At 49.9% G+C, this 23,138-nt stretch carries 21 protein-coding genes; 10 read left to right on the plus strand and 11 right to left on the minus strand.

The genetic code is table 11. The annotated features are described in order from the left end of the window. Window positions 1–26 precede the first annotated feature (26 nt). Window positions 27–881 (minus strand): PhzF family phenazine biosynthesis protein, encoded by an 855-nt coding sequence (locus ACWA5Z_RS02685; protein ID WP_431053787.1) that lies wholly within the window; start codon window positions 879–881, stop codon window positions 27–29. Window positions 882–895: 14 nt separating this feature from the next. Next, the gene (gene carA, locus ACWA5Z_RS02690) at window positions 896–2,047 is read right to left on the minus strand and encodes a glutamine-hydrolyzing carbamoyl-phosphate synthase small subunit (protein ID WP_431053788.1); all 1,152 of its coding nucleotides are present in this window, start codon (window positions 2,045–2,047) and stop codon (window positions 896–898) included. A 331-nt stretch (window positions 2,048–2,378) separates the two neighbouring features. Here carA and ACWA5Z_RS02695 point away from each other — a divergent pair, with 331 nt between their 5' ends. The 10 genes from ACWA5Z_RS02695 (at window position 2,379) to ACWA5Z_RS02740 (ending at window position 11,376) form a co-directional block, all read left to right on the plus strand. After that, window positions 2,379–3,128, plus strand: a complete 750-nt coding sequence (locus ACWA5Z_RS02695; protein WP_431053789.1) for an MlaA family lipoprotein — start codon at window positions 2,379–2,381, stop codon at window positions 3,126–3,128. Window positions 3,129–3,168: 40 nt separating this feature from the next. Then, window positions 3,169–3,663: a YfbU family protein gene (locus ACWA5Z_RS02700; RefSeq protein ID WP_431053790.1), complete on the plus strand. Its 495-nt coding sequence runs from the start codon at window positions 3,169–3,171 to the stop codon at window positions 3,661–3,663. Window positions 3,664–3,834: 171 nt separating this feature from the next. Continuing rightward, entirely contained in the window at window positions 3,835–5,154 is a 1,320-nt protein-coding gene (gene rlmD, locus ACWA5Z_RS02705) for a 23S rRNA (uracil(1939)-C(5))-methyltransferase RlmD (RefSeq protein ID WP_431053791.1), read from the plus strand. Between the two features lie 34 nt (window positions 5,155–5,188). Further along, entirely contained in the window at window positions 5,189–7,411 is a 2,223-nt protein-coding gene (gene relA, locus ACWA5Z_RS02710; RefSeq protein ID WP_431053792.1) for a GTP diphosphokinase, read from the plus strand. 234 nt (window positions 7,412–7,645) lie between these two features. Beyond that, entirely contained in the window at window positions 7,646–7,999 is a 354-nt protein-coding gene (locus tag ACWA5Z_RS02715; RefSeq protein ID WP_431053793.1) for a diacylglycerol kinase, read from the plus strand. Between the two features lie 8 nt (window positions 8,000–8,007). Further along, window positions 8,008–8,739, plus strand: coding sequence for a hypothetical protein (locus ACWA5Z_RS02720; RefSeq protein WP_431053794.1), 732 nt, complete (start codon window positions 8,008–8,010; stop codon window positions 8,737–8,739). A 164-nt stretch (window positions 8,740–8,903) separates the two neighbouring features. Continuing rightward, window positions 8,904–10,061 (plus strand): Na/Pi symporter, encoded by a 1,158-nt coding sequence (locus ACWA5Z_RS02725; protein WP_431053795.1) that lies wholly within the window; start codon window positions 8,904–8,906, stop codon window positions 10,059–10,061. A gap of 11 nt (window positions 10,062–10,072) precedes the next feature. Next, a complete protein-coding gene (locus ACWA5Z_RS02730; protein WP_431053796.1) occupies window positions 10,073–10,288 on the plus strand; it encodes a hypothetical protein in 216 nt (71 codons plus the stop codon). 12 nt (window positions 10,289–10,300) lie between these two features. Continuing rightward, a complete protein-coding gene (locus ACWA5Z_RS02735) occupies window positions 10,301–11,236 on the plus strand; it encodes a PstS family phosphate ABC transporter substrate-binding protein (protein WP_431053797.1) in 936 nt (311 codons plus the stop codon). 17 nt (window positions 11,237–11,253) lie between these two features. Further along, on the plus strand, window positions 11,254–11,376 hold the full coding sequence (locus ACWA5Z_RS02740) for a hypothetical protein (protein ID WP_431053798.1): 123 nt from the start codon (window positions 11,254–11,256) through the stop codon (window positions 11,374–11,376). Here the strand turns inward: ACWA5Z_RS02740 and ACWA5Z_RS02745 are convergent. The 9 genes from ACWA5Z_RS02745 to ACWA5Z_RS02785 all read right to left on the minus strand — a co-directional run bounded on the left by ACWA5Z_RS02745 (window position 11,347) and on the right by ACWA5Z_RS02785 (window position 23,016). Further along, entirely contained in the window at window positions 11,347–11,838 is a 492-nt protein-coding gene (locus ACWA5Z_RS02745; protein WP_431053799.1) for a YbaK/prolyl-tRNA synthetase associated domain-containing protein, read from the minus strand. The two genes, ACWA5Z_RS02740 and ACWA5Z_RS02745, sit on opposite strands and share 30 nt — an antisense overlap. A 49-nt stretch (window positions 11,839–11,887) precedes the next feature. Continuing rightward, a complete protein-coding gene (gene ftsX / locus ACWA5Z_RS02750) occupies window positions 11,888–12,823 on the minus strand; it encodes a permease-like cell division protein FtsX (RefSeq protein WP_431053800.1) in 936 nt (311 codons plus the stop codon). A gap of 11 nt (window positions 12,824–12,834) precedes the next feature. Next, window positions 12,835–13,494 carry a cell division ATP-binding protein FtsE gene (ftsE, locus tag ACWA5Z_RS02755; protein ID WP_431053801.1) on the minus strand — a complete coding sequence of 220 codons (660 nt, stop codon included), beginning with the start codon at window positions 13,492–13,494 and terminating at the stop codon, window positions 12,835–12,837. Window positions 13,495–13,513: 19 nt separating this feature from the next. Next, window positions 13,514–14,959, minus strand: a complete 1,446-nt coding sequence (ftsY, locus tag ACWA5Z_RS02760) for a signal recognition particle-docking protein FtsY (protein WP_431053802.1) — start codon at window positions 14,957–14,959, stop codon at window positions 13,514–13,516. 199 nt (window positions 14,960–15,158) lie between these two features. Beyond that, window positions 15,159–16,382: a peptidase T gene (pepT, locus tag ACWA5Z_RS02765; protein ID WP_431053803.1), complete on the minus strand. Its 1,224-nt coding sequence runs from the start codon at window positions 16,380–16,382 to the stop codon at window positions 15,159–15,161. Window positions 16,383–16,391: 9 nt separating this feature from the next. Beyond that, on the minus strand, window positions 16,392–17,948 hold the full coding sequence (locus ACWA5Z_RS02770; protein WP_431053804.1) for an AbgT family transporter: 1,557 nt from the start codon (window positions 17,946–17,948) through the stop codon (window positions 16,392–16,394). A 131-nt stretch (window positions 17,949–18,079) separates the two neighbouring features. Next, entirely contained in the window at window positions 18,080–21,184 is a 3,105-nt protein-coding gene (locus ACWA5Z_RS02775; RefSeq protein ID WP_431053805.1) for an efflux RND transporter permease subunit, read from the minus strand. A 33-nt stretch (window positions 21,185–21,217) separates the two neighbouring features. Further along, window positions 21,218–22,411 (minus strand): efflux RND transporter periplasmic adaptor subunit, encoded by a 1,194-nt coding sequence (locus ACWA5Z_RS02780; protein ID WP_431053806.1) that lies wholly within the window; start codon window positions 22,409–22,411, stop codon window positions 21,218–21,220. Window positions 22,412–22,446: 35 nt separating this feature from the next. Further along, window positions 22,447–23,016 (minus strand): TetR/AcrR family transcriptional regulator, encoded by a 570-nt coding sequence (locus ACWA5Z_RS02785; protein WP_431053807.1) that lies wholly within the window; start codon window positions 23,014–23,016, stop codon window positions 22,447–22,449. Window positions 23,017–23,138: the final 122 nt, after the last annotated feature.

The raw sequence follows: 23,138 nt of genomic DNA on the forward strand, positions 1-23,138 counted from the left end.
AGTTTTTTCTCTTGCTAATATTCTCGTTAATCTTCAGGAACCCAAAATTCACCTTGTCCGACGGGGATTACCTTGCCGCCGACATAAATCGTCTGTTGTTCGTTCACAGTTAAACTCAGCCGGTTCGGTCGTCCGATTTCATCGCCTTGCATGATCTGCCAACTTAACGGCGTGCGTTGGTTGTGAAGCGCCCAACCGCCCAAGTTAGCGGCGGCAGAACCCGTGCCCGGATCTTCGCGCACTTCGCCGTGTGCGGAAAAGAACAACCGCACTTTGACGTTATTCTGCTGTTCAAACCACACATACAACTGCGCTTCCCCACTTTGTGATACGGCTTTTTGCAGGAAAAGTGCGGTATTGATACGGCAATTTGCCACCGCTTGCGCCGAATTTAATCGCAACAGTAGTTGTTCCGTGCCGGTATTCACCCAAACCGGTTCGGCGGCAATATCATTCTGTTGTAAGCCTAACATCTCGGCACAGCAGGCTTTGTCTAATGCCGACGGCTTTAACTGCGCACCGTTACTTAAAGCAAAAGTGATGTTATCGGTTTGATGTTGCAGCCTGACTAAGCCTGCCTCGGTTTGTAGCTGATAGTTGTCAGACAATCCCAGCTGCTGTTGTAACACAAATGCCGCGCCGATGGTCGGGTGTCCGGCAAACGGCATTTCATACTCAGGGGTAAAAATTTTCAGTTTTCTGACCGCACTTTGCCTATCGCTGCGTTGTATAAATACCGTTTCCGACAAATTAAATTGACGGGCAATCAGTTGCATTTGCTGCTGATTCAGTCCGTCCGCTTGCGGGAACACCACCAACGGATTGCCATCGAAATGGCTTTCGGCAAACACATTAACCAACTGATAAGCATAGGTTTTCATGGTTATATTCCTGCTTAAACCACAACCTGCGGCGTATGGGTGTGGCGCACCACTTCCATTTCATGTACAAATTTGTCGAACAGTTCGGCGACATCGTGCGGCCCCGGGCTTGCCTCAGGGTGTCCCTGGAAAGAAAACGCCGATTGGGTGGTCAATTCAATCCCTTGCACCGAATTGTCGAACAAAGAGCGGTGGGTCACGGTCACATTGTCCGGCAAACTGGCTTCGTCCACTTCAAAACCGTGGTTTTGGCTGGTGATATATACTTGCTCGGTGGCAAGATTTTGCACCGGATGGTTGGCGCCGTGGTGTCCGAAGGTCATTTTTTTGGTTTTGCCGCCCACCGCCAAGCCGAGCAGTTGATGTCCTAAGCAGATACCGAAAATCGGTTTTTTACTGGCTAACAGCTGTTGAATGGCGCTGATCGCATAATCGCACGGCTCCGGATCGCCCGGCCCGTTGGAGAGGAAAATGCCGTCCGGATTTAACGCCAGCACCTCTTGCGCACTGGTTTTCGCCGGTACTACGGTGATTTGGCAGCCGCGTTCGGCGAGCATACGTAAAATATTGTGTTTCACCCCGAAATCGTAGGCAACCACATGGTAACGCCCCGCGTTTTTACGGCTGAAGCCTTGTCCCAATTTCCATTCGCCCTGTTCCCAGCGATAGACGTTATCGCAAGTCACTTCCTGCGCTAAATCCTTGCCCGCCATGCTGCCGAAGCTTTTCGCCAGTTGCAACGCTTTGGCTTCGTCAATTTCCCCTGCCATAATACAGCCGGCTTGCGCGCCTTTATCACGCAACAAACGGGTCAAACGGCGGGTATCAATATCGGCAATCGCCGTGATTTTATTGGCGGTTAAATAATCGGATAGGTTTTGTTCGCTACGGAAATTACTGTGAATCAAGGGTAAATCGCGGATCACCAAGCCGGAAACATAAACCTTGTCCGATTCGCAGTCTTCTTGATTCACGCCGGTGTTGCCGATATGCGGATAGGTGAGGGTGACAATTTGTTTGCTGTAGGACGGATCGGTCAGAATCTCTTGATAACCCGTCATGGATGTATTAAAAACCACTTCGCCGATGGTATGGCCTGGATAGCCAATGGAAGTGCCGTGGAAAATTGAGCCGTCCGCTAAGACTAAGATGGCTGGTTCAGACATGAATTTCTCCCGGGATAATCCTGTTTATGTTCAATCTTGGGGTCAATATCGGGCTTGCCCATATTATGCTCGTTACTCTCTATTTACGAAGCCCTGTACGAATCACAGCGGAAGTGTAGCAGAAATGAGCAAATTATTGTAATTGAGCCACCGCGACAATTCAAGCCCAATAATTGATCCAGCGACTTATTTTTGAAAAATAATGCAATATTATGCATAAAAATTCACTTTTGGGCAAGTTGACCCAGCTCAAAATTGCAATAAATAATGCTGTGCTTTGATCTTAAAGTTGTTAAAATGAAAACGTTAAATCTGAAAACAGGATCGTAAGATGAAAAAATCCATTGCCGCGAAATTATGGCTGCCACTGCTGATGGCAACGGCACTGAGCGCCTGCTCAAGTATTGATGAAACGACCGGACAGCGGCAAGACCCGTTGGAAGGCTTTAACCGCAGCATGTGGGATTTCAACTATCATGTTGCCGATCCCTATTTGCTGAAACCGATCGCCACCGGCTGGAAAGAGTATGTGCCGCAACCGGCGAAAACCGCACTGGTCAATGCCGCCAACAACTTGGATGAACCCGCCAGCTTCGTCAACCGCCTGCTTGAAGGCGAGTTCAACAAAGCAATGGTGCATTTTAACCGTTTCTGGATCAACTCGGTATTCGGTTTAGCCGGCTTTATGGATATCGCCAGCGCGATCGACGGCTTGCAAACCGACGGTTCACGCTCGTTCGGCGACATGCTCGGCAGCTACGGCGTCGGCACCGGCGCTTATGTGATGGTGCCGCTGTATGGCCCGGCAACGCCACGCCAAGATTTGGGCGGTTTGGTCGATCACACCTACCCGGTATTATCCTTGCTCGGACCTTGGACTTTAGTAAAAACCGGGATCCAAGCGGTGGATAAGCGTGCCAATCTGCTCAGTCAAGATGTGCTGTTAGAGCAATCGCAAGACAGTTATCTCACCGTGCGCGAAGCCTATTTCCAGAATCTGGAATTTAAAGTCAGCGACGGCAAACAAGGCTCGGAACTTAAAGAAACCTTATCCGAAGATGAACTCAAAGAGATTGATTAACCCTATTCGACATTCAGCCATTCAATAGAAGGAATATGATATGGAAATGACCCTGACCCAGCGCCTGATTCTGGTGAATCAATATGAATTAATGGCGTTACTCGACAAAGACAATGCCGCCAAATACCACCGCTATCAAAGTATCATCAAAGGCGGTTACAAACTGGAATTAAAAGAGTTATACGCTCAATTCAGCGACCTGAGCGAAGAAGAATGTAAAGCCGTGATCAATACCTTGGAAATGTACCAAGCGCTGCAAGTGTCCTACAACAACCTGCACCACACCGAAGATCTGACGCCGCACCGTCTCAAATTCTTAGGCTATTGCGGTATCCGTGAGAAAAAATACATCAATTATTTAGGCTTCATTGCCGAAAACGATAAAAAATACCGTGAATTAATCCACTGCCCGAACGGCTGCGACGCACAAACGCCGATGTGGGATAAATACAGCAAAATGCTGGATGTGTGGCACAAATGCCCGCGCCAATTCCATTTAAGTATCGCGGAAATCAAACAAATTTTGAATGCTTAAATGCATTGAGTGATCTCAACCGCACTTTGCCGATCACACAATACAAAGTGCGGTTTTTTTCGCTTCACTGACAACATAAATGTTATAACTTATCCCAACAGACTATTTCGCTTTCCGCCGTTTCGCTTTTATAATAACGCCTAATTTGGATTAACCTGAACATATTCCGCAATGGCACTTTTTTATACTGAACGCAAAAAAATCCCCCAGCCGAAGAAGAAAATCCTGACGATCGACAGCCTCGATTATCAAGGTTTCGGCGTGGCGCGGGTTGAGGGCAAAACCTGGTTTGTGGAAAATGCTTTGCCACAGGAAAAGGTGGAAGTGCGGGTGTCGGAGGAAAAACGCCAATACGGACACGCCGTCACGCAGAAAATCTTACAACGCTCGGAACAGCGGATCGAACCAAAGTGCGGTTATTATGCCGAATGCGGCGGTTGCCAAATGCAGCATATTCCGCTCGATTTGCAGAGGCAGGTGAAACAACAGGCGTTGCAGCAACGTTTAAGCCGTTTGCAGCCGCAGATTGCCTTTCAGCCGCTGCTACAAGCGGAAGAATGGGGCTATCGCCGCCGTTTGCGCTTGAGCATTTTGTTCGATAAAAAAACTAAAACCCTGATGCTCGGTTTGCGCCGGCGTCGGTCAAAAGCGATTGTGCCGATTCGAAATTGCGCCGTTGCCGAACCGCACTTGAATGCGGTGTTGGCGGCATTGCAAACATGGCTGCCGCAATGGCAGGCAAAAGCCCAATTAGGGCATATCGAACTGGTCGCCGCCGATAACGGCGTGGCGATGTTATTGCGCCATTTGGGGCAAGTGCGTGCCGAGGATAAAGTGCGGTTACTGCAATTTGCCAGCGAGCGGCAGTTACAACTGTTTGTCTGCGAACAGGAAAATGACATTCAGCATTGGCATGGCGACACGCCGTATTACCGCTTGGCAAACGGGCAACAACTGGCGTTTGCGGTGCGTGATTTTATTCAAGTAAACCGCCTCTTAAATCAAAAAATGCTGGATACCGCACTTGACTGGCTCGATTTGAAGCCGCAAGATCAGGTGTTGGATTTATTTTGCGGGATGGGAAACTTTACCCTGCCGTTAGCCTCTAAAGTAGCAAGTGCGGTCGGGATTGAAGGCGTCGCGGAGATGGTCGCGCAGGCGCAAGCCAACGCCGCCGCCAATCAAGTGGAGAACGTGGAATTTTACCAAACGGATTTAGACCGCACTTTTGCCGATCAAGCCTGGGCGGTGCGCCGTTTTAACAAAGTGCTGCTTGATCCGCCGCGCAGCGGGGCGCTGTTTGCGTTACCGCACTTGTGCGCATTGCAGGCGGAGAAAATTCTGTATGTTTCCTGCAATCCGGCGACGCTGGTGCGCGACAGCGAATATCTGTCGCAGCAGGGCTATCGGATTGAAAAAAGTGCGGCGATTGATATGTTTCCGCACACTGCCCATTTGGAGTCGATCACCTTATTTAGTCGGGTTGGTTGATAATCGTCGAGATAATAGTTGAGAAGGGAAAAGCATGGTCGCAATACGAGCCTCACATTTGCTGACACCGGCGCAATTTGTGGTTGAAGATTGGTGCGAACGCCTGCCGCTCGCGCCTGATGTACGTCAAACGTTAATCGAAACGTGGCATTATAACGACAGTAAACTACAACAATTGGAAGCCAATGAACGGCAATACCTGCTGTATGCCGCCAGCGAAATGGTCGAAGTGTTGAGCGGTTTGAATATGGATCACGACAGCCTGCTGGCGGCGATGTTATTCCCGTTGGTGCGCCGTCGGGTACTGAATTACGACCAAATCAAAGAGGATTTCGGCAACGACATTCGCAAGCTGGTGAAAGGCGTGGTCGATATGGACGGTATCCGCCAACTCAGCGCCAGCCAGTCGGGCAGCCATTTGCAGGTGGATAACGTGCGCCGTATGTTGCTGGCGATGGTCGATGATTTCCGCTGTGTGGTGATTAAGCTGGCGGAACGGGTGGCGTTTCTGCGCGAAGAAAACAACTTTATCTCCGAACCGGAAAAAATATTGGCGGCGCGCGAATGCAGCAATATCTATGCCCCGCTTGCCAACCGCTTGGGCATTGGGCAATTGAAATGGGAATTGGAAGACTACTGTTTCCGCTATCTTGATCCCGATAATTACCGCAAAATCGCCAAACTGTTACAGGAAAAACGGCGCGATCGCGAAGCCTATATCCAGGATTTCGTGGCGGTGATTGAACGCGATCTGCAAGCCGAACTGCCGCACAGGGCGCAGGTGTACGGACGCCCGAAACACATCTACAGCATTTGGAAAAAAATGCAGAAGAAAAATCTGCCGTTCGAGCAACTGTTTGATATTCGGGCGGTGCGGATCATTGTGGATAAATTGGAAGATTGTTATACCGCACTTGGCATTGTCCACAGCCATTTTAAACATATTCCGGCGGAATTTGACGATTATGTCGCCCACCCGAAGCCGAACGGCTACCAGTCGATTCACACCGTGGTGCTGGGCGAGGGCGGCAAAGCGATTGAGGTGCAAATCCGCACCCAACAAATGCACGACGATGCCGAATTGGGCGTGGCGGCGCATTGGAAATACAAAGAAGGCAGCACCGGCGGACGTGCCGGTTACGAGCAGAAAATCACCTGGTTGCGGCAGGTATTGGCGTGGCAACATGATCTCAGCCAGTCCGGCGATATGGTGGAGGAAACCCGCAGCAAAATTTTTGATGATCGGATTTACGTCTTCACGCCGCAAGGGGACATTGTCGATCTGCCGGCCGGCTCAACCCCGCTCGATTTTGCTTACACCATTCACAGCGAAGTCGGACACCGTTGTATCGGCGCGAAAGTGGCGGATAAAATCGTGCCGTTCACCTATAAATTGCAAATGGGCGACAAGGTTGAAATCCTGACCCAAAAGAACCCGAACCCAAGCCGCGATTGGCTGAATCCGAACACCGGTTTCGTTACCATTAACCGGGTACGTTCCAAAATTCAGGCATGGTTTAAACGCCAAGATCGCGAGAAAAACATTCCGCTCGGCAAAGAGCAGTTAGAAGCGGAAATGGCGAAGTTGGGCTTAAATTACAAGCAGATCGAAGAATATGCCTTACCGCGCTATAACTTGAAACAGCTTGATGATTTATACGCCGGTATCGGCAACGGTGATATTCGCCTCAATCAACTGAGCAATTACTTACAAGGCAAACTGTTGCGCCCGACGGCGGAGGAAGTCGATGAGCATATCCTGCGTCAGGTGGAAAACAAGCAACAAACCAAAACCGGCGGCAATAAAGGGCAGATTGTGGTCGAAGGAGTCGGCAACTTAATGCACCATATTGCACGCTGTTGTCAGCCGATTCCGGGTGATCCTATTTTGGGTTATATCACCCAAGGGCGCGGCATTTCGATTCACCGTGCCGATTGCGATCAGGTGCTGAACCTGCAAGAAGCCTGTCCTGAGCGGGTGGTGGAAGCGATTTGGGGCGAAAGTTACCACACCAAATTTAACCTGGTGATCCGCGTGGTCGCCAACGACCGCACCGGCTTGCTGCGCGACATCACCACCGTACTCGCCAACGAAAAAGTCAGCGTACATCGGGTGTCGAGTAAAAGCGATGTGAAAAACATGACCGCCACCATCGATATGGAAATCGAACTGGGCAATGTCGATATGCTCGGACGAATCCTCGCCTCGCTGCTGCGGATTAACGACGTGGTTGAGGCACGGCGGTTGTCTAGTTAGTCGTTAAATCCGACAGCGACTTACAGTCGCAATCGGTTAGGCATTGATGAGCGGTTTTACCGCTCTGACAGCCCTAAAGCGGCTGACTCAGCCGTAGGCTGCATAACCTAGTACAGTTTTGCCGTGCTAGGATAAAAGGAATATTTTTTAGGGGGCAGATAAATCCCCTCATTTTCAGCTAATAAAATCGCATTATACTTACGCAAAATAGATAAAAATAAAAAAGGAACAAACGTGCAAAAACATAAAGGCTTCACCCATTTAATCAAAGCCACCGGCTATTCGATCAAGGGCTTAAAACAAGCGGTGACGGAAACCGCCTTTCAGCATGAACTCATCATGGCGGCGGTATTGATTCCGGCGGCATTTTGGCTGGGCAAAAGTGCGGTCGAATGGGCATTGATGATCGGCTCGGTGCTGTTGGTGCTGACGGTAGAGCTGCTTAACAGCGCGATTGAATCGGTGGTCGATCGGGTCGGCACGGAGTACCACGAACTGTCCGGCAGAGCCAAAGATCTCGGCTCGGCGGCGGTGACGATGGCGTTAGCGATCATGTGTGTAACCTGGCTGTTGCTAATTTTCGCTTGAGACCGCCCATGCTGACGATCCAATTGCAACAACAATCTTATTCCTTGCCGCTAGCCGAAGGCTTGTTGTCCGGTTATTTTACCTTGGACGAGAATTGGCGCGATTTGGATTATGCCAACGGTGGCAACGCGCTTTTCCTTGACCTTGTGCTGACCTATCGTGTACCACGCCAATATATTGATGATTTTTATCGGCTTTATTTTATTGATTTGGAAGAGCGCAGCGACGGTTATGTGATTGATGAAGATAATCTGCCGTTATTGCGGTTGGAAATCCCTATCAATCGTACCGAGTTTGATTTCGAGCATAATAAAACGATCATACTTGGCAATTTGCCCCGTTTTCCACAACTGACCGATCTGGCACATCAAAAACTGGATGATACTATTTTAGAAAAATCCGGTTTTTTCTTCTCGTCTTTTGCCAATGCGCAACTGGCACAGTTTGAATTTGGGCAAGCTGGCGCACAGGCAATTGATTTGGCACTCAGCGGCAAAGCCAGCGACGTGCGCGGTGAGCTGCATTTCCAGCTGACGGAAAGCCAAATTCCGTTTAAACTGTCTGCCGAGATAATCGGCTATGCCGATCAATTTATCGGCAAAGACTGCGCAGCACGGGCGGCAGAAATCCGCGCGTGTTTTGCCAGCATTTATGATCAGCGGCAATACACTGCCGAAACGCCACAAGTGCTCGACCAGCAATATTTAGGCATAAAAATCGCTTTCAGGCAAAATATATGACCACTGCCGCATCACGCCTTAACCCACTGTTAAATTGACCATAATTGAACTATCCCCTATCCGCCAACCGCAGCCGAACGCCATTTCAGCCGTCACTGTCATAAAACTGTCATATTTCTTTGCTACACTTTGCGCGACTTTAAACAGCTTGAAGATGACAACTTATGAATACCGTTCAAACCGCAGCGCATACGTTACCCGGCGCCTCCTCCAAAAACTGGCAAGCCTGGTTATTGGTCGCTATCCTAATTTATTTACTTTTAGCCGCCGTCGGTGCTATCGGCAGTGGTTTTAAAATCGCCACCGGCAGCAATGCCAAAGAATTATTTAGCTTTGCCTCGAATCCATTTGTCGCGCTGATTGTCGGTATCGTCACCACTGCGCTGATTCAAAGCTCCAGCACCGTAACCTCGATTATCGTCGGCATGGTTGCCGGCGGCTTGCCGGTCAGCATGGCGATTCCGATGGTGATGGGGGCGAATATCGGCACCTCGTTGACCAGTACCATTGTCAGCCTTGGGCATATTAAGAGTGCCGATGAATTCCGTCGAGCGTTCTCCGCCGCCACGGTACACGACAGTTTTAACATTCTCGCGGTGGCGGTTTTATTGCCGCTGGAATTGCTGTTCCAACCGTTGCAAAAAGCGTCTGCTTATCTGGCACGGCTGTTTGTTTCCGACAGCAACATGAGCATGAGCGGCATGAATTTTATGAAAACCCTGCTGGCGCCGGCTGATAACCTGTTAAAACTGTTGACCGGTTGGTTGCCGGGGATCTGGTCCGGATTATTGCTGATTGTACTGGGCGTGGTGCTGATTCTGTTTGTGGTCAGCCAAATCGGCAAAGTGTTACGTAAAGTGATGGTCGGCAAGGCAAAAGACGTGCTGAACGCCGCGGTCGGACGCGGCCCGGTTTCCGGTATGTTGTCGGGCACATTAATCACCGTGATGGTGCAATCCTCTTCCACCACCACCGCACTGATCGTACCGATGGCGGGCACCGGCGTGTTCACCCTGAAACAGGTTTATCCGTTCACCCTCGGCACCAATATCGGCACCACCGTGACCGCACTTTTGGCCGCCACCGCCATTTCCGGTCCGGCGGCGCAAGTCGCCTTGCAGATCGCATTGGTTCACTTGCTGTTCAATGTGTTCGGGATCGGTCTGATTTACGTTTTGCCGTTATTGCGCCAAGTACCGGTTATTATGGCAACCACCCTCGCCGAATGGGGGTTAAAGAATAAAATGTATGTGTTTGCTTATATGTTTGGGGTTTTCTTTGCCATTCCACTCCTGATCATCGGCATTGGACAACTTTTATAAGGAAACAGATTATGACACTGCAAACCATTCGTGAAAAAGAACAGAAAATTCGGGAATTAAAACAAGCATTGGCCGATTTGGAAAGCAAATTGCAAGCGGATATCGAAGACAGCCAGCATGAAATCATTGATGAGGTGGAAACCTATTTCAATGCGGTCGAAACCAAATACAGCAGCCTGAAAACCTTTTGGGAAAGTTTTATGGCTGAAAAAAGAAAAAAAGGCTAAACGAGGTTTGTTATGCATAAAAGCAAGGTATTCACGGCATTCACTCTTGCCGCCGCCGTGTTGGCAAGCGTCGGTTGCGACAATGATAAAACCGGCAATGTTGAAATTGGCGCCGATACGTTGATTATTGACGGTTCCAGCACCGTCTACCCAATTACTAAAGAAGCCGCCGAACGTTTTCTGCGTAAAAACAAAAACGCCAGTATCTCGGTGAAATTCTCCGGCAGCGGCGCCGGTTTTCAACTGTTTTGCAGCGGCAAAAGCGATATTAACGATGCCTCCCGTCCGATTAACGACCAGGAAAAAGCGTTGTGCGCACAAAACGGCATTGCCTATACCGCACTTCCGCTTGCCGTGGACACCATTGCCGTGGTCACGCATCTGAAAAACGATTGGGCGAACGATTTGAGTGTCGCCGAACTGAAAACCATCTGGCAGAAAGCCGCCGAAGGCAAGATAACCAACTGGAACCAAGTGCGGTCAGGTTTTCCGGACAAACCGCTGGCTTTATATGGTCGCGGACAGGCCTCAGGCACCTACGACTATTTCACCGATAAAATCACCGATGAAGCCGGGGTCAGCCGCAGCGACTACAGCGCGTCGGAAAATGAAGAGGAGTTGGTGGGGAAAATCGCCAACGATCCGAACGCACTCGCGTTTTTCGGTATCGGCGCCTATCACCGCCATTGGCAGGAATTGAAACTATTGGCGATCGACAACGGTAACGGCGCGGTCGCCCCGTCGCTGCAAACCGCCGCCGACGGCAGCTATCAGCCTTTAACCCGTCGGTTGTATTTGTATGTCAACAATGCGTCGTTAAAGGATAAGCAAGATTTAAAACCGTTCTTGCAACATTACTACGGCAATCTGCGCACCTGGTTGCACTTCACCGGTTATATGCCGCTGCACAACAGCGATTACCAAACGATATTGGACCAGTTGCAATAACCGCACGTTAACCTTGCATGGAAACAACCACCGCCACCGAGAAACATCAAAGTGCGGTGGTTGTTTTCATCTATTCTGACGGAACGCCGCCGATAGCGCCATTGATCCCTCTAGCCAGTGAGGCGAATAAACCGGGCTAATTGAGGTTGGGCAATCCGAAAATAGTCTTCGGTATACAAAATAATCGAACGTTCTAGGGTTCCGGCGTTAAATGCCAATTCGGAATAACGTTCGGCGAGAGAAGGATCGGCGATTAATGCCAACTTCGGATGAAAGCTGAACGGCGGAATGGCGCCGAACACGCAGTCGGTCAAGCTCATCACTTCCGCCGGGCTGGATAACGCGGCTTTATGCGCACCGAACGCAGCGGCAATTTTTGCCAGATCCGCTTGCCGATCCGCCGGCAGGATTGCCAAGACCGTCTGTTTCACTCCGTTACCTTTTAAGGTACACACCAACGCTTTTGCGCCCTGTCCGAGTTCGGTGCCGCGAATCTTCGCCACTTCTTCCGATTTGCCGGCAGTAGGGTGTTCAACCACGCGGTAACGCGCTTGCTGTTGATTCAGCAGTTCGACGACTTGTTGGAAAGTTTGTTGTGACATTATTTTTTCAGCCAGAGTAAAGTGCGGTTAAACAAGATAAAAGGGGCAACTAACGCCCCTCGTCCAAACGGTTGATATGTTTCTTCGCCGCAATCCAAGCGCCGCACCAGCCGGTGAACGCCGCCAGCATGATGATAAACAGGGTTTCAATCAAATTGATTCCGTTCAATTCATATTTCACCGCAAAAATATCGGCGACATAGGCAATCGCCGTAGAAAAATAGGCGATGGTGATTGCACTTAACAACGCCGCCAAAATACCGCCGATAATGCCGTAGATTAAGCCGGTGTATAAAAACGGACGCAGCACAAAATGTTCGGTGGCGCCAAGCAGTTTGGTGACTTCGATATTGGCGCGGCTGCTGTACACATCGGAACGGATACTGTTGCCGATCACCAAGATCACTGCCAGCAACATCAACAGGGTGCAAACCACCGCAATCCGCCCCGCCAGCCAAGTGATGGCGCCCAATTTTTCCAGCCAGTCGCTGTCTAACCGCACTTCGTCCACCCCTTTCACTTTAGTCAGGTTCATACGCAGATCCGTCAGTTTATTCGCCTGTTGATATTCCTCTGTCGGCGTGACCATCACCACCGCCGGCAACGGGTTATCGTCCAATAATTCGAGCTCGGTACCAAAGCCTGACCAAGCGCGGAACTCCTCCAAACTCTGTTGGCGCGAAATATAACTGAGTGAGGCGACGCCGTTTTGCCGGCGCAATTTGTCCGCTACCAAATTGGCGTCGGTTTCGCTCAAGGTTTTATCCAAATACACGCTGATCTGCGATTCCGGGTAAAATTCGGTTGCCGCTTGCTTGGTATTTTTCCACAACAGATAGCTGATGGTCGGAATGGTGAGCGAAACCGCAATCACCAATACGGTCAGCAAAGTGCCGACCCGTTTCAACCACAAATCGGCGAACACCGACTTCAATACATATTGGATTTGCATCCAAAAAGGCGCTTGTAAACGACGTGAACTCATACTGTTGCCCTCTATTGAAATGCGCGCAAATGCCCTTGTTCCAGCACAAGGGTCGGTTTCGGGTGTTGTTGGATAATCGCATGATCGTGGGTGGCAATCAGCACGGTGACGCCGATACGGTTAAATTCTTCAAACAAACGGAAAATTTCCTGCGATAAGGCTTTATCCAGATTACCGGTCGGTTCATCCGCCAGCAGCAGTTGCGGACGATTCACCACCGCACGCGCAATATCCACCCGTTGCTGCTCGCCGCCGGACAGATGTAACGGCAAATGGTTGGCGCGGTGTAATAAACCGACTTTATCCAATGCCGCCGACGCACGGCGTTTGATTTCGTTCGGGTGCATACCGCTGATAATCAAGGGTAACGACACGTTTTCCAGCACCGAGCGGTCGGTCAGCAGGCGGTAATCTTGGTGTACCATGCCGATTTGACGACGCAAAAACGGAATCTGCTCGGCGCTGATACGGGTAATATCATGTCCGTTAAAAAACACGTTGCCGCCGTTGGCACGCTCAATGCCCATAATCAATTTCAACAGCGTGCTTTTACCGGCGCCGGAGTGCCCGGTCAGGTAACTCATGCTGCCGACCGGCAGATGGAAAGTCAGCCCTTGTAACGCCTGTTTGCCGCCCAAATAGGCTTTGCTTACATTTAAAAAACGGATCATGTTTTCTCTCTTTTATGCGTTATTCACTCTCATGACTAAACAGTGCGTCAATAAATTGCTGCGCCTCAAACGGGCGCAAGTCATCGATTTTTTCGCCCACGCCGATATAGCGGATCGGCACGTTAAATTGATCGGCAATCGCAAAAATCACGCCGCCTTTGGCGGTGCCGTCCAATTTAGTCAGGCTGATTCCGGTTAAGCCGACCGCTTCGTTAAACAGTTTGGCTTGGCTGATGGCATTTTGTCCGGTACCTGCATCCAACGTCAGCATAATTTCGTGCGGCGCTTGCGGATCGAGCTTCTGCATGACACGTACGATTTTTTTCAATTCGTCCATTAAGTGGTTTTTATTTTGTAACCGTCCGGCGGTATCCGCCAGCAACACATCAATATTTTTCGCTTTTGCCGATTCGATGGCATCAAAAATCACCGAGGCGGAATCGGAACCGCTGCTTTGTGCCACCACCGGAATATTGTTGCGCTCGCCCCAGACTTGCAACTGCTCCACCGCTGCGGCACGGAAGGTGTCGCCTGCCGCCAACATCACCGATTTGCCTTCCGATTGTAACTGACGCGCCAATTTGCCGATGGTGGTGGTTTTGCCGACCCCGTTCACCCCGACCATTAAAATCACAAATGGTTTTTTATCAGTGATGACTAACGGTTGCGCAACCGGTTGTAGAATCGCCGCCATTTCCTCTTTCAATTTTTGGTACAGCTGTTCAGCGTCACCCAACTCTTTTTTCGAGGCGTGCTGGGTCAAGTTATGGATAATTTTCGTGGTGGTCGGCATACCGATATCGGCAATCAACAATTGCTCTTCCAACTCTTCAAACAGTTCATCGTCGATTTTTTTACCGACAAACAGATTACGGAAACCCGCCCCCAAATTCTGTTTGGTTTTCACCAAGCCTTTCAACAAACGACTGAAAAAACCGCCTTCACTCGGTTTTTCCTGTTCTTTTGGCGGTGCTTCCCGCTCCGCCTGTTCCTGCGCCAACCGCACTTGTTCCGCTTGTGCCGCCGCTTCCCGTTGCGCCTGTTCCTGCGCCAACCGCACTTGTTCTGCTTGCGCTGCCGCTTCCCGCTCCGCCTGTTCCTGCGCTAACCGCACTTGTTCCGCTTGCGCTGCCGCTTCCTGTTGCGCCTGTTCTTGCGCTAACCGCACTTGTTCCGCTTGCGCTGCCGCTTCCTGTTGCGCCTGTTCCTGCGCCAACCGCACTTGTTCTGCTTGCGCTGCCGCTTCCCGTGCTGCCTGTTCCTGCGCCAACCGCTCTTGTTCCGCTTGCGCTGCCGCTTCCCGTGCTGCTTGTTCCTGCGCTTCCCGTGCTGCTTGTTCCTGCGCTAACCGCACTTGTTCCGCTTGCGCTGACCGCTCTTGCTCGGCTTGCTGCTGTTCTTGTTGCTCTTTTTTGCCCAAGCCCAACCAAGACCAAAAACCGCCCTTTTTCTTGTTATCCGTCATTGCTGTTCTCTCACTACTGCTGTGTCGATTCGGTTATGAATTCAAGTCTGTTCAAAGATAATTCAAATTGTGCGTTAGTTTATCACCGAACCGCTTTTTTTGTGAAATTTTCTCGACAAATCAGCCCATTCCGGCGACAAAAGAAAACGGAATAATCCGCGCCGTTATTCCGTTTTGCGACCGCACTTTTAGCGGCGGCTTATCCGCCCGCCGCCTGTTTGATCAGCTGCAAGGTCAATTCGCAGGATTTGACAAACGACGGCAGCGGTAGAAATTCGAATTTGGAATGGAAATTATGCGCGCCGGTAAAATAGTTCGGGGTGGTTATGCCTTTGACCGATAAGGCTGCGCCGTCGGTGCCGCCGCGCATTGGGGTGACTTTGGCGGCAATGCCGAGCTGCTGCATGGCGCTGAATAACAAATCGATCGAGCGCCGATCGTCGCTTAAGGTGTTGGCGATATTGCCGTAAATATCGTTGATCGTGCACGCGATCGTAATTTGCGGATATTGCCGTTTTGTCTTTTCCACCGCTTGCGTAATAAACGCCTTGCGTCGTTCAAACGCGCGTTGATCAAAATCCCGGATCGCGATTTGTAACTCGGCGCGGCTTTGATTGGCTTCAAATTGATTAAACCACCAATACCCCTCTTTCTGTTCGGTGCATTCCGGCGTTTGTTGGCGGTCAAATTGACTGATTAAATCATGGGCGACCAAAATCGGGTTGACCATCACCCCTTTGGCGGACATCGGGTGAGCGCTGATACCGTTAATCACAATCTTAGCCGCGGCGGCATTGAAGTTTTCATACACCACTTCGCCCAATTCACAGCAATCAATCGTGTAGGCGAAATCCGGTTTAAAGCGGCTTAAATCCAGTAATTTCGCACCGCGCAAGCCGATTTCCTCGTCAGGCACAAAGGCTATATAAATATCGCCGGTGGCGATATTCCGTTGCCGAATAAGCGAAAGTGCGGTCATAATGTTGGCGATCGCCGCTTTATTATCCGCGCCCAGCACGCTGGTGCCGTCGCTGAAAATAATCTCTTGCCCCAAATAGGCTTGAATTTCAGGGTGTTCCGCGACTTTCAGCCAAATGTTGTGCTGTTCGTTTAACAGAATGTCTGCGCCGTCGAAGACACGGATTTGCGGCGAGATCGCCGGCGAAAGCGCCACATCAACGGTGTCCATATGCGCCACAAAACCGATAGGCGTGGCATTCGGCACGCTGCCGGGCAAAAGTGCGGTCACGTTAGCGTGTTGATCGATTTCCACCTTGCTTAAACCGAGCTGTTTCAGCTCTTCGGCGAGTAATTGCGCCATTTGCCACTGCCCGTCCGAACTGGGCACGCCGGCAACGGCGGCATTGCTTTGGCTGCTGATCGCCAAATAACGGAAAAAACGTTCGACTAATTGCTGTTGCATACTTTCCTCCTATGCTTTCGGGTAGCTGTAGCCACTGTCAAAGCCGAGCGGAATGCCCAGCCACCAGTAGAGATACAGCACCAGTGTCAAGACGATAAATAAACCGATGGTATAAGGAATCATCATCGAACACAGCGTGCCGACCCCGGTATTTTTACAATAACGTTGGCAATATGAAATTAACAACGGATAAAAAGCAAACATCGGCGTTGACACGTTGACCACCGAATCACTGATACGGAAAGCCGCCTGCGTCAATTCAGGCGAGATATTGACCGACATTAACATCGGCACCAGAATCGAAGATAAAATCGCCCATTTCGAGGTGGCGGAGGTGATGATGATATTTAAAAGTGCGGTCAGGAGTAATACGCCGAAAATCGTAATTGCCGACGGCATTTGCAGCGACTTCAAAAATTCCGCCCCCGACAAGGCGATTAACGTGCCGATCCCCGAACGGTTGAAAGAGTAGAGAAACTGTGCGCAAAAAAAGGAAAAGACGATAAACGGCACCAGCGTATAGGTGATTTTTTCCATCGATTTGGTGACGGTGCGCGTGTCGCTGAAGGTTTTGGCGATCACGCCGTGAATCAGCGACGGCACGGCAAAAAACAGCAATAACAACGGCACGATCATCTGCATAATCGGGGCGCTCGGGCTGGTCAGCGAACCTTCAGGCGAACGCAGCAACGAATCCTGCGGTGCGGCGGCAAAGAACAGACCGGCCGCAAGCAACACAAAAACCGCACTTGCCCAGCGGAACGCTTTCAGATCCAACGGCGACGGCGGTTGAATTTCGGTGTGCCGATTGTCTAAATCGTTATCCAGCGGCATCGTTCTTTTCAAACGGGGATCGATAATGTTATCGGTGATGTACCAACAAACGCCGATCACAAAAAAGGTGCTGCCGAAACTTAAAAAATAGTTGGCTAAGATATTCACTTCATAGGTCGGATCGATAATCCGCGCCGCATTTTGGGTAAAGCTCTGCATAATCGGATCGATAATCGACGGGGTAAAACTGGCGGAAAAGCCACCGGCTAATCCGGCAAACGAGGCGGCAATACCGGACAACGGGTGTTTACCGACCGAATAAAACACCAATGCCGCGACCGGCATTAAAATCACATACGCCGAATCCGCTACGATATGGGCGAACACAGCCACCGTAATCACCGCCGGCGTCACGATTTTTTGCGGAATGATATTTAAGGCACGGCTTAAGCCGACATTGATAAAACCGCTCGCTTCGGCGATCCCGATCCCGATGGTCGCCACAATCGTAATCCCCAGCGGCGGGAAATTGACGAAATTTTTAGTGAGCGCCGTAAAGAAAGCCAGAATTTCCGTCGGTTGGAACAGATTGACGATAACCAGCGGTTGTTTGGTCACCGGATTGATATAATCGAAATCCAAGTAAGACAACCCCCAAGACAACAACCAGCAAATAACCAAAGCATAGATAAACAGCATGGTTATATCCGGCAGTTTGTTGCCGATATATTCGATTTTTTGCAGCCAATCCCGTTTTATTGCGCTGTCCGTCGTCTTGCTTGTTTGCGGCATAATAATTTCCCCTATTTTATTGGTTAAATCAGACAATACTATTTGTAGCAGGCGGATCGATTTAGTCAAGCGCAATTCTTCAAACCAACAAAAAAGGAGCCGCAATTGCAGCTCCTTTTCCAGATCACGTATTAATGTTGTTGATCCAATTGTCCGTGATCTTCGATAACCGGTTGGTTTTCGTCAAATTCCGGCAGCGGTTTATGTTGACTGGCGATAAAGGTATAAATCACCGGCAATACAAACAAGGTGAACAGTGTTCCGACCGCAAGACCGGAAATAATCACCACCCCGATACTGAAACGCGACACCGCGCCTGCACCGGAGGCATACAACAACGGAATCAAACCGGCGATCATCGCGGCGGTGGTCATCAGAATCGGACGCAAACGAATACGTGCCGCTTCGGAAATCGCCTCGATTCGGTTTTTGCCGTGCAATAACTGCTCTTCTTTCGCCACCTCACACATCAAAATCCCGTGTTTGGTGATCAAGCCGACCAGCGTAATCAATCCGACTTCGGAATAGATATTCAAGGTGGTTCCCACCGTGCCTAAGAAGCTGAGTAAATTCAGCGCCAACAACGCGCCACTGATTGCCAACGGCACAGACACCATGATCACCAACGGGTCACGCACCGATTCGAATTGAATCGCCAACACCAAGAAGATGATAATCACCGCCAAGCCGAAAGTGGTGCCGAGCGAGCTGCCTTCTTGTACCAATTGGCGCGATTCCCCGCGGAAATCATAGGTATAACCGTGCGGCAACATCTCTGCCGCCGTGGTTTGGAACCAGTTGACGGCATCGCCCAGCGAACCGGTCGGTACACCGCTGATAACGGCGGAATTCAGCTGGTTAAAACGCGGCAGGGTTAGCGGCTGGGTTTTTAATTCCAAACTGACCAAGCTGTTTAGCGGCACCGAACGTCCGTCATGTGCGGTTAAGAAATAGTTGTTCATCGACTCCGGATTGAGGCGTTTTTTACGTTCCACCCCGGAAATAATCCGGTAAGCCCGCCCTTCGATATCAACCCGGGTAATGGTCGCACCGGACAAGAAACTGCCGAGTGTGGTACTGATTTGGCTCATGGTAATGCCATAAGAATTGGCTTTATCCATATCAATACGCATGTTCATTTCGGCGGTATCAAAACTTAAATCCAGATTGCTGAAAATAAATTGCCCTGACTGTTGCGCCGCTTCCCACACCGATTGGGCGATCAACACCAAATCTTCATAGCTGTTCGGGGTGGTGATCACGAAAGAAACCGGCATGCCCTGCTCGCCGGTGTCGATTTCCGGGAATGGGAAACCGGTGACCGAAATTTCAGGGATGTTTTTGGCACGGTTATTCAAATCCGCCATAATTTCCGCCTGACTACGCGTGCGCTCGTTCCAATCGATCAAGGTGGCGATTGCCAAGGCGTTATTCGAACTCGGCACGCCGGAAATCACTTGCGAGAATTGAATTTCCGGGGTCTCTTTCAGCAGGGTTTCATACGCTGCCATCGAATCCTGTACATAATCCAGATTCTTATTGGCGGAAGTGGTGCCGATCGCCAATAATGCGCCTTTATCTTCGTTCGGCGTCAATTCACTGGATAATGAACCGAACAACACCGGTAACGTCGCAAAAATAATCGCCGCGAAACCCAGCACCCAGAAACGGTTTGCCATGGTCAGCGCAAGCAAAGTGCGGTAGCTTTCGGTCAGCTTATGCAGGAAGCCTTCAACGCATTGCTCCAATTTACTCGGGTCGGCATGGGCTTTCAACAAATGCGCGCACATCATCGGTGATAAGGTCAACGCGATCACTCCGGAGATCAACACGGCTCCGGCAAGGGTCAAGGCGAATTCTTTAAACAGGGTTCCGGTGATCCCGTCCATTAACGCCATCGGCGAGTACACCGCACACAAAGCGATTGTCATCGAAATAACCGGCACGGCAATTTCACGCGTTCCGATAATCGCCGCTCGGAAAGGGGTTTCTCCCAGTTTGATATGTCGGTCAACATTTTCCAACACCACGATGGCGTCATCTACCACCAAGCCGATGGCAAGAATCATTGCCAGCAAGGTCATCAGGTTGATCGAGAAATCAAATGCCTGCAACAGCATGATGACCCCGATCAGTGAAATCGGAATGGTCACCACCGGCACGATCATCGCGCGGAAAGAACCGAGGAACATGGTGATCACCACCAGTACGATCAACGTTGCTTCCAGAATGGTTTTCACCACTTCATCAATCGAGCTGTTAATCGCAATCGTGCGGTCATACAGCACTTTCGATTGGATACTCGGCGGCAGGTTTTTTTCAATGGTTTCTAATAATGGATAAATATTTTCTATTACTGTCAATGGGTTGGCGCTAGAGGCGGGTTCGATAGACAACACCACCGCATTTTCGCCATTGGCAACCGCGCGCGCGCTATCACGCTCTTTATCCAGTTCTACCGTGGCAATATCCCCCAAATGCACTAACTTATCGCCGTCGGCGCGGATCACCAGATTTTTTAACTGTTGGATATCCGTCGTCGTGGTATTCACTTTATTTTTCACGACGGTATACCAACCGTTGGTGTTACCTGCCGCCGTTTGCACGTTATTACTGGAAAGCGCGCTCATTACCGTCGGCGCAGATAAACCGAGAACCGCCATTTTTTCCGGATCGAGCCAAATCCGCATGGCATATTGCGTGCCGCCGAAGACATCCACTTTTGCCACGCCGGGCACGGTAAAAAACTGCGGTTTCACCACTCGTTGGATATAGTCGGTGACCTGACTTGAATCTAACTGTTCCGAAGTGAAACTGACATACATCATGCCCGAGCCGCCGGTGGACGAGGTAATCGTCGGATCATCAATATCACTCGGCAAAGCGGAACGCACCGAGTTCACTTTCGCCAACACATCCGCCAACGCGCCGTTCGGATCGGTATTCAGCTTCATCTTCACCGTAATATTGGAAGAGCTTTGGCTGCTGGAGGACGACATATAATCAATATTATCCGCCTGCGCAATCGCCTCTTCCAATTGCGAGGTCACGAATGCCTGAATCAGGCTGGCGTCGGCACCGGCATAGGTGGTGCTGACATTGATCACCGTGGTGGTCATTTTGGGATATTCGCGTACCGTCAGCTTGGAAACCGCCTGTAACCCCAGAATCACAATCAGAATGCTGATTGCGGCAGCCAAGACCGGACGGCGAATAAAAATATCTGTAAAACGCATTGTGTTTTCCTATGTAGTTTCCTATCTTGCCGCTTAAAGTTTCGGTGTTTCTGCCGGTTGGGTCGTGCCGATTCCCGCTTTATCGGAAACCACCACCAAACTGCCGTTACTCAAACGTTGTTGACCGCCGGTCACGATAATATCGCCGAACTGTAACGGCCCTTTTTCCAGATGGGAATAAATGCCGCTGCGATCCAAGGTTTTGACCGTGACCAAATACGCCCGGTACATTTTGTCCAAATTTTTATTGCCGGCATATTTTTCTTTATCTTCATCGGAAAGTGCGGTTAAACGATACACACTTTCGCCGTACATATTGTAAGCTATCGCCACTTGCGGCAACACCAACTGATCATACTCGGTCGTCAAGGCGACGCGCACCCGGGCAAACATTCCGGATAACAGTTTGTCACGGCTGTCTTCCACCGTCGCTTGCAAGTCAATCAAGCCGCTGGTAGAGGTAATCGCCGGTTCGATTGCCGAAATCTTGGCGGCAAAAGTCTCTCCGGCAAAGGCATCCACTACTGCGGTCACTTTTTGCCCGATAAACAGGTTTTCCAGATTGTTTTGTCCGATAGAAAAATCAATTTTGGCGGTGCTGATGTCTTCCACCCGCACCATCGCCTGACCATTGGTAACGTATTCGCCGACATTCACTTGCACAATCCCGGCAATACCATCAAACGGGGCGTAAATCTGACGGCGGGCAATCGTCGCTTTCGCCGATTCAATGTTGGCAACCAAGGCTTTATAGCTCGATTCGGCATTGTCCAAATCGCTTTGCGAAACACTCTTGCTGCGGAACAAGGTGACATAGCGTTGGTAATTTGCCTGCACCGAAGTCAATTGCGCCTGATAAGCCGCTAAATTGGCTTTTTCTACATCGGAATCCAGTTCAATCAACAAATCGCCTTTTTTCACCTGTTGCCCGGCTTCGACAAAAATCGTTTTCACCGTTCCCGCCGCTTGTGAACTCAGCATTGCCCCTTGATTCGGACGGATAATCCCGGTGGCTTCAATTGCCGGAGTCCATTGTTGGGTTTGCAGAGTGGTGACCGTGACCGGATTGATCGGTTCCGGCATATTGGCAAAATACGCCGCCATCCCGCGCGATTTCATCATTTGTAAGCCGATAACGGCAGCAAAAGCCAGAATAACAAGCAAAAGTACCAATTTCATCACGAAAGCACGTGATTTCTTCGGTTTGTTATTTTGAACGTCTGACATAAAAAACTCCGTAAGTGATTAAGAAGAGAATAAAATTAGTTGCAAATAGATTGCCATGTTTTGTTAATGACGGCTTCCAATACATCATCAGAATACACTTCGGCGTAATGCGTTTGCCGAAACGCCAACTTGAAGGCACTCTCTAAACCGAGGGCAAACAGCACATCCGTCGGTAAATGACTTACAATCCGTTGCTTTTGCCCCAGTTTGACAAAATTATTCCAATAGCCATGCCCTTCGCGATAGCGTTTAACCTGTTCATTAAAGCCGGGAAGCGTAGTATATTGATAAAAATTCTTTAAAATTTGAGGGTTCTGATTAAAAAAATTCCAGAAGTTCCACCACATTTGGCGGTATTGATCGAAAAGCGGCGCTTGCGGATCGAGATTTTTAGCCAACAGCTCATCGACGCGGGCAAACAGGTATTTGGCCAATTCTCTTAATAATTCATCTTTATTTTTGAAATAAATATAAATCGTACCGACCGAAATGCCCGCAGCCTTGGCAATCTTTTGCATGGATAGCGCGTGCAACCCTTGCTCGGCCATTAACATTTCCGTCGCCAACAAAATTTGCTGTGCCGTCCCAATTTCAGAATGTCGCATTAAACAAAAGCCCCTAAAATGAATGAACGTTCATTCTAGTGATTTTTGTGACGCAGTTCAAGAAATAAAAATTGAGAGCCGGCGTTTTTTAAACCGTCCCGTCAAACCGAAAGTGCGGTAGA

The sequence above is a fragment of the Testudinibacter sp. P80/BLE/0925 genome, from assembly GCF_053570785.1.

Coding starts and splice junctions, on each gene's coding strand:
- ACWA5Z_RS02720 (WP_431053794.1), top strand. CDS start 8,008: ATGCTGACGATCCAATTGCAACAACAATCTTATTCCTTGCCGCTAGCC.
- ACWA5Z_RS02685 (WP_431053787.1), bottom strand. CDS start 881: ATGAAAACCTATGCTTATCAGTTGGTTAATGTGTTTGCCGAAAGCCAT.
- ACWA5Z_RS02735 (WP_431053797.1), top strand. CDS start 10,301: ATGCATAAAAGCAAGGTATTCACGGCATTCACTCTTGCCGCCGCCGTG.
- relA (WP_431053792.1), top strand. CDS start 5,189: ATGGTCGCAATACGAGCCTCACATTTGCTGACACCGGCGCAATTTGTG.
- ACWA5Z_RS02700 (WP_431053790.1), top strand. CDS start 3,169: ATGGAAATGACCCTGACCCAGCGCCTGATTCTGGTGAATCAATATGAA.
- ftsX (WP_431053800.1), bottom strand. CDS start 12,823: ATGAGTTCACGTCGTTTACAAGCGCCTTTTTGGATGCAAATCCAATAT.
- carA (WP_431053788.1), bottom strand. CDS start 2,047: ATGTCTGAACCAGCCATCTTAGTCTTAGCGGACGGCTCAATTTTCCAC.
- ACWA5Z_RS02740 (WP_431053798.1), top strand. CDS start 11,254: ATGGAAACAACCACCGCCACCGAGAAACATCAAAGTGCGGTGGTTGTT.
- ftsY (WP_431053802.1), bottom strand. CDS start 14,959: ATGACGGATAACAAGAAAAAGGGCGGTTTTTGGTCTTGGTTGGGCTTG.
- ACWA5Z_RS02695 (WP_431053789.1), top strand. CDS start 2,379: ATGAAAAAATCCATTGCCGCGAAATTATGGCTGCCACTGCTGATGGCA.
- rlmD (WP_431053791.1), top strand. CDS start 3,835: ATGGCACTTTTTTATACTGAACGCAAAAAAATCCCCCAGCCGAAGAAG.
- ACWA5Z_RS02770 (WP_431053804.1), bottom strand. CDS start 17,948: ATGCCGCAAACAAGCAAGACGACGGACAGCGCAATAAAACGGGATTGG.
- ACWA5Z_RS02775 (WP_431053805.1), bottom strand. CDS start 21,184: ATGCGTTTTACAGATATTTTTATTCGCCGTCCGGTCTTGGCTGCCGCA.
- ftsE (WP_431053801.1), bottom strand. CDS start 13,494: ATGATCCGTTTTTTAAATGTAAGCAAAGCCTATTTGGGCGGCAAACAG.
- ACWA5Z_RS02730 (WP_431053796.1), top strand. CDS start 10,073: ATGACACTGCAAACCATTCGTGAAAAAGAACAGAAAATTCGGGAATTA.
- ACWA5Z_RS02780 (WP_431053806.1), bottom strand. CDS start 22,411: ATGTCAGACGTTCAAAATAACAAACCGAAGAAATCACGTGCTTTCGTG.
- pepT (WP_431053803.1), bottom strand. CDS start 16,382: ATGCAACAGCAATTAGTCGAACGTTTTTTCCGTTATTTGGCGATCAGC.
- ACWA5Z_RS02785 (WP_431053807.1), bottom strand. CDS start 23,016: ATGCGACATTCTGAAATTGGGACGGCACAGCAAATTTTGTTGGCGACG.
- ACWA5Z_RS02725 (WP_431053795.1), top strand. CDS start 8,904: ATGAATACCGTTCAAACCGCAGCGCATACGTTACCCGGCGCCTCCTCC.
- ACWA5Z_RS02745 (WP_431053799.1), bottom strand. CDS start 11,838: ATGTCACAACAAACTTTCCAACAAGTCGTCGAACTGCTGAATCAACAG.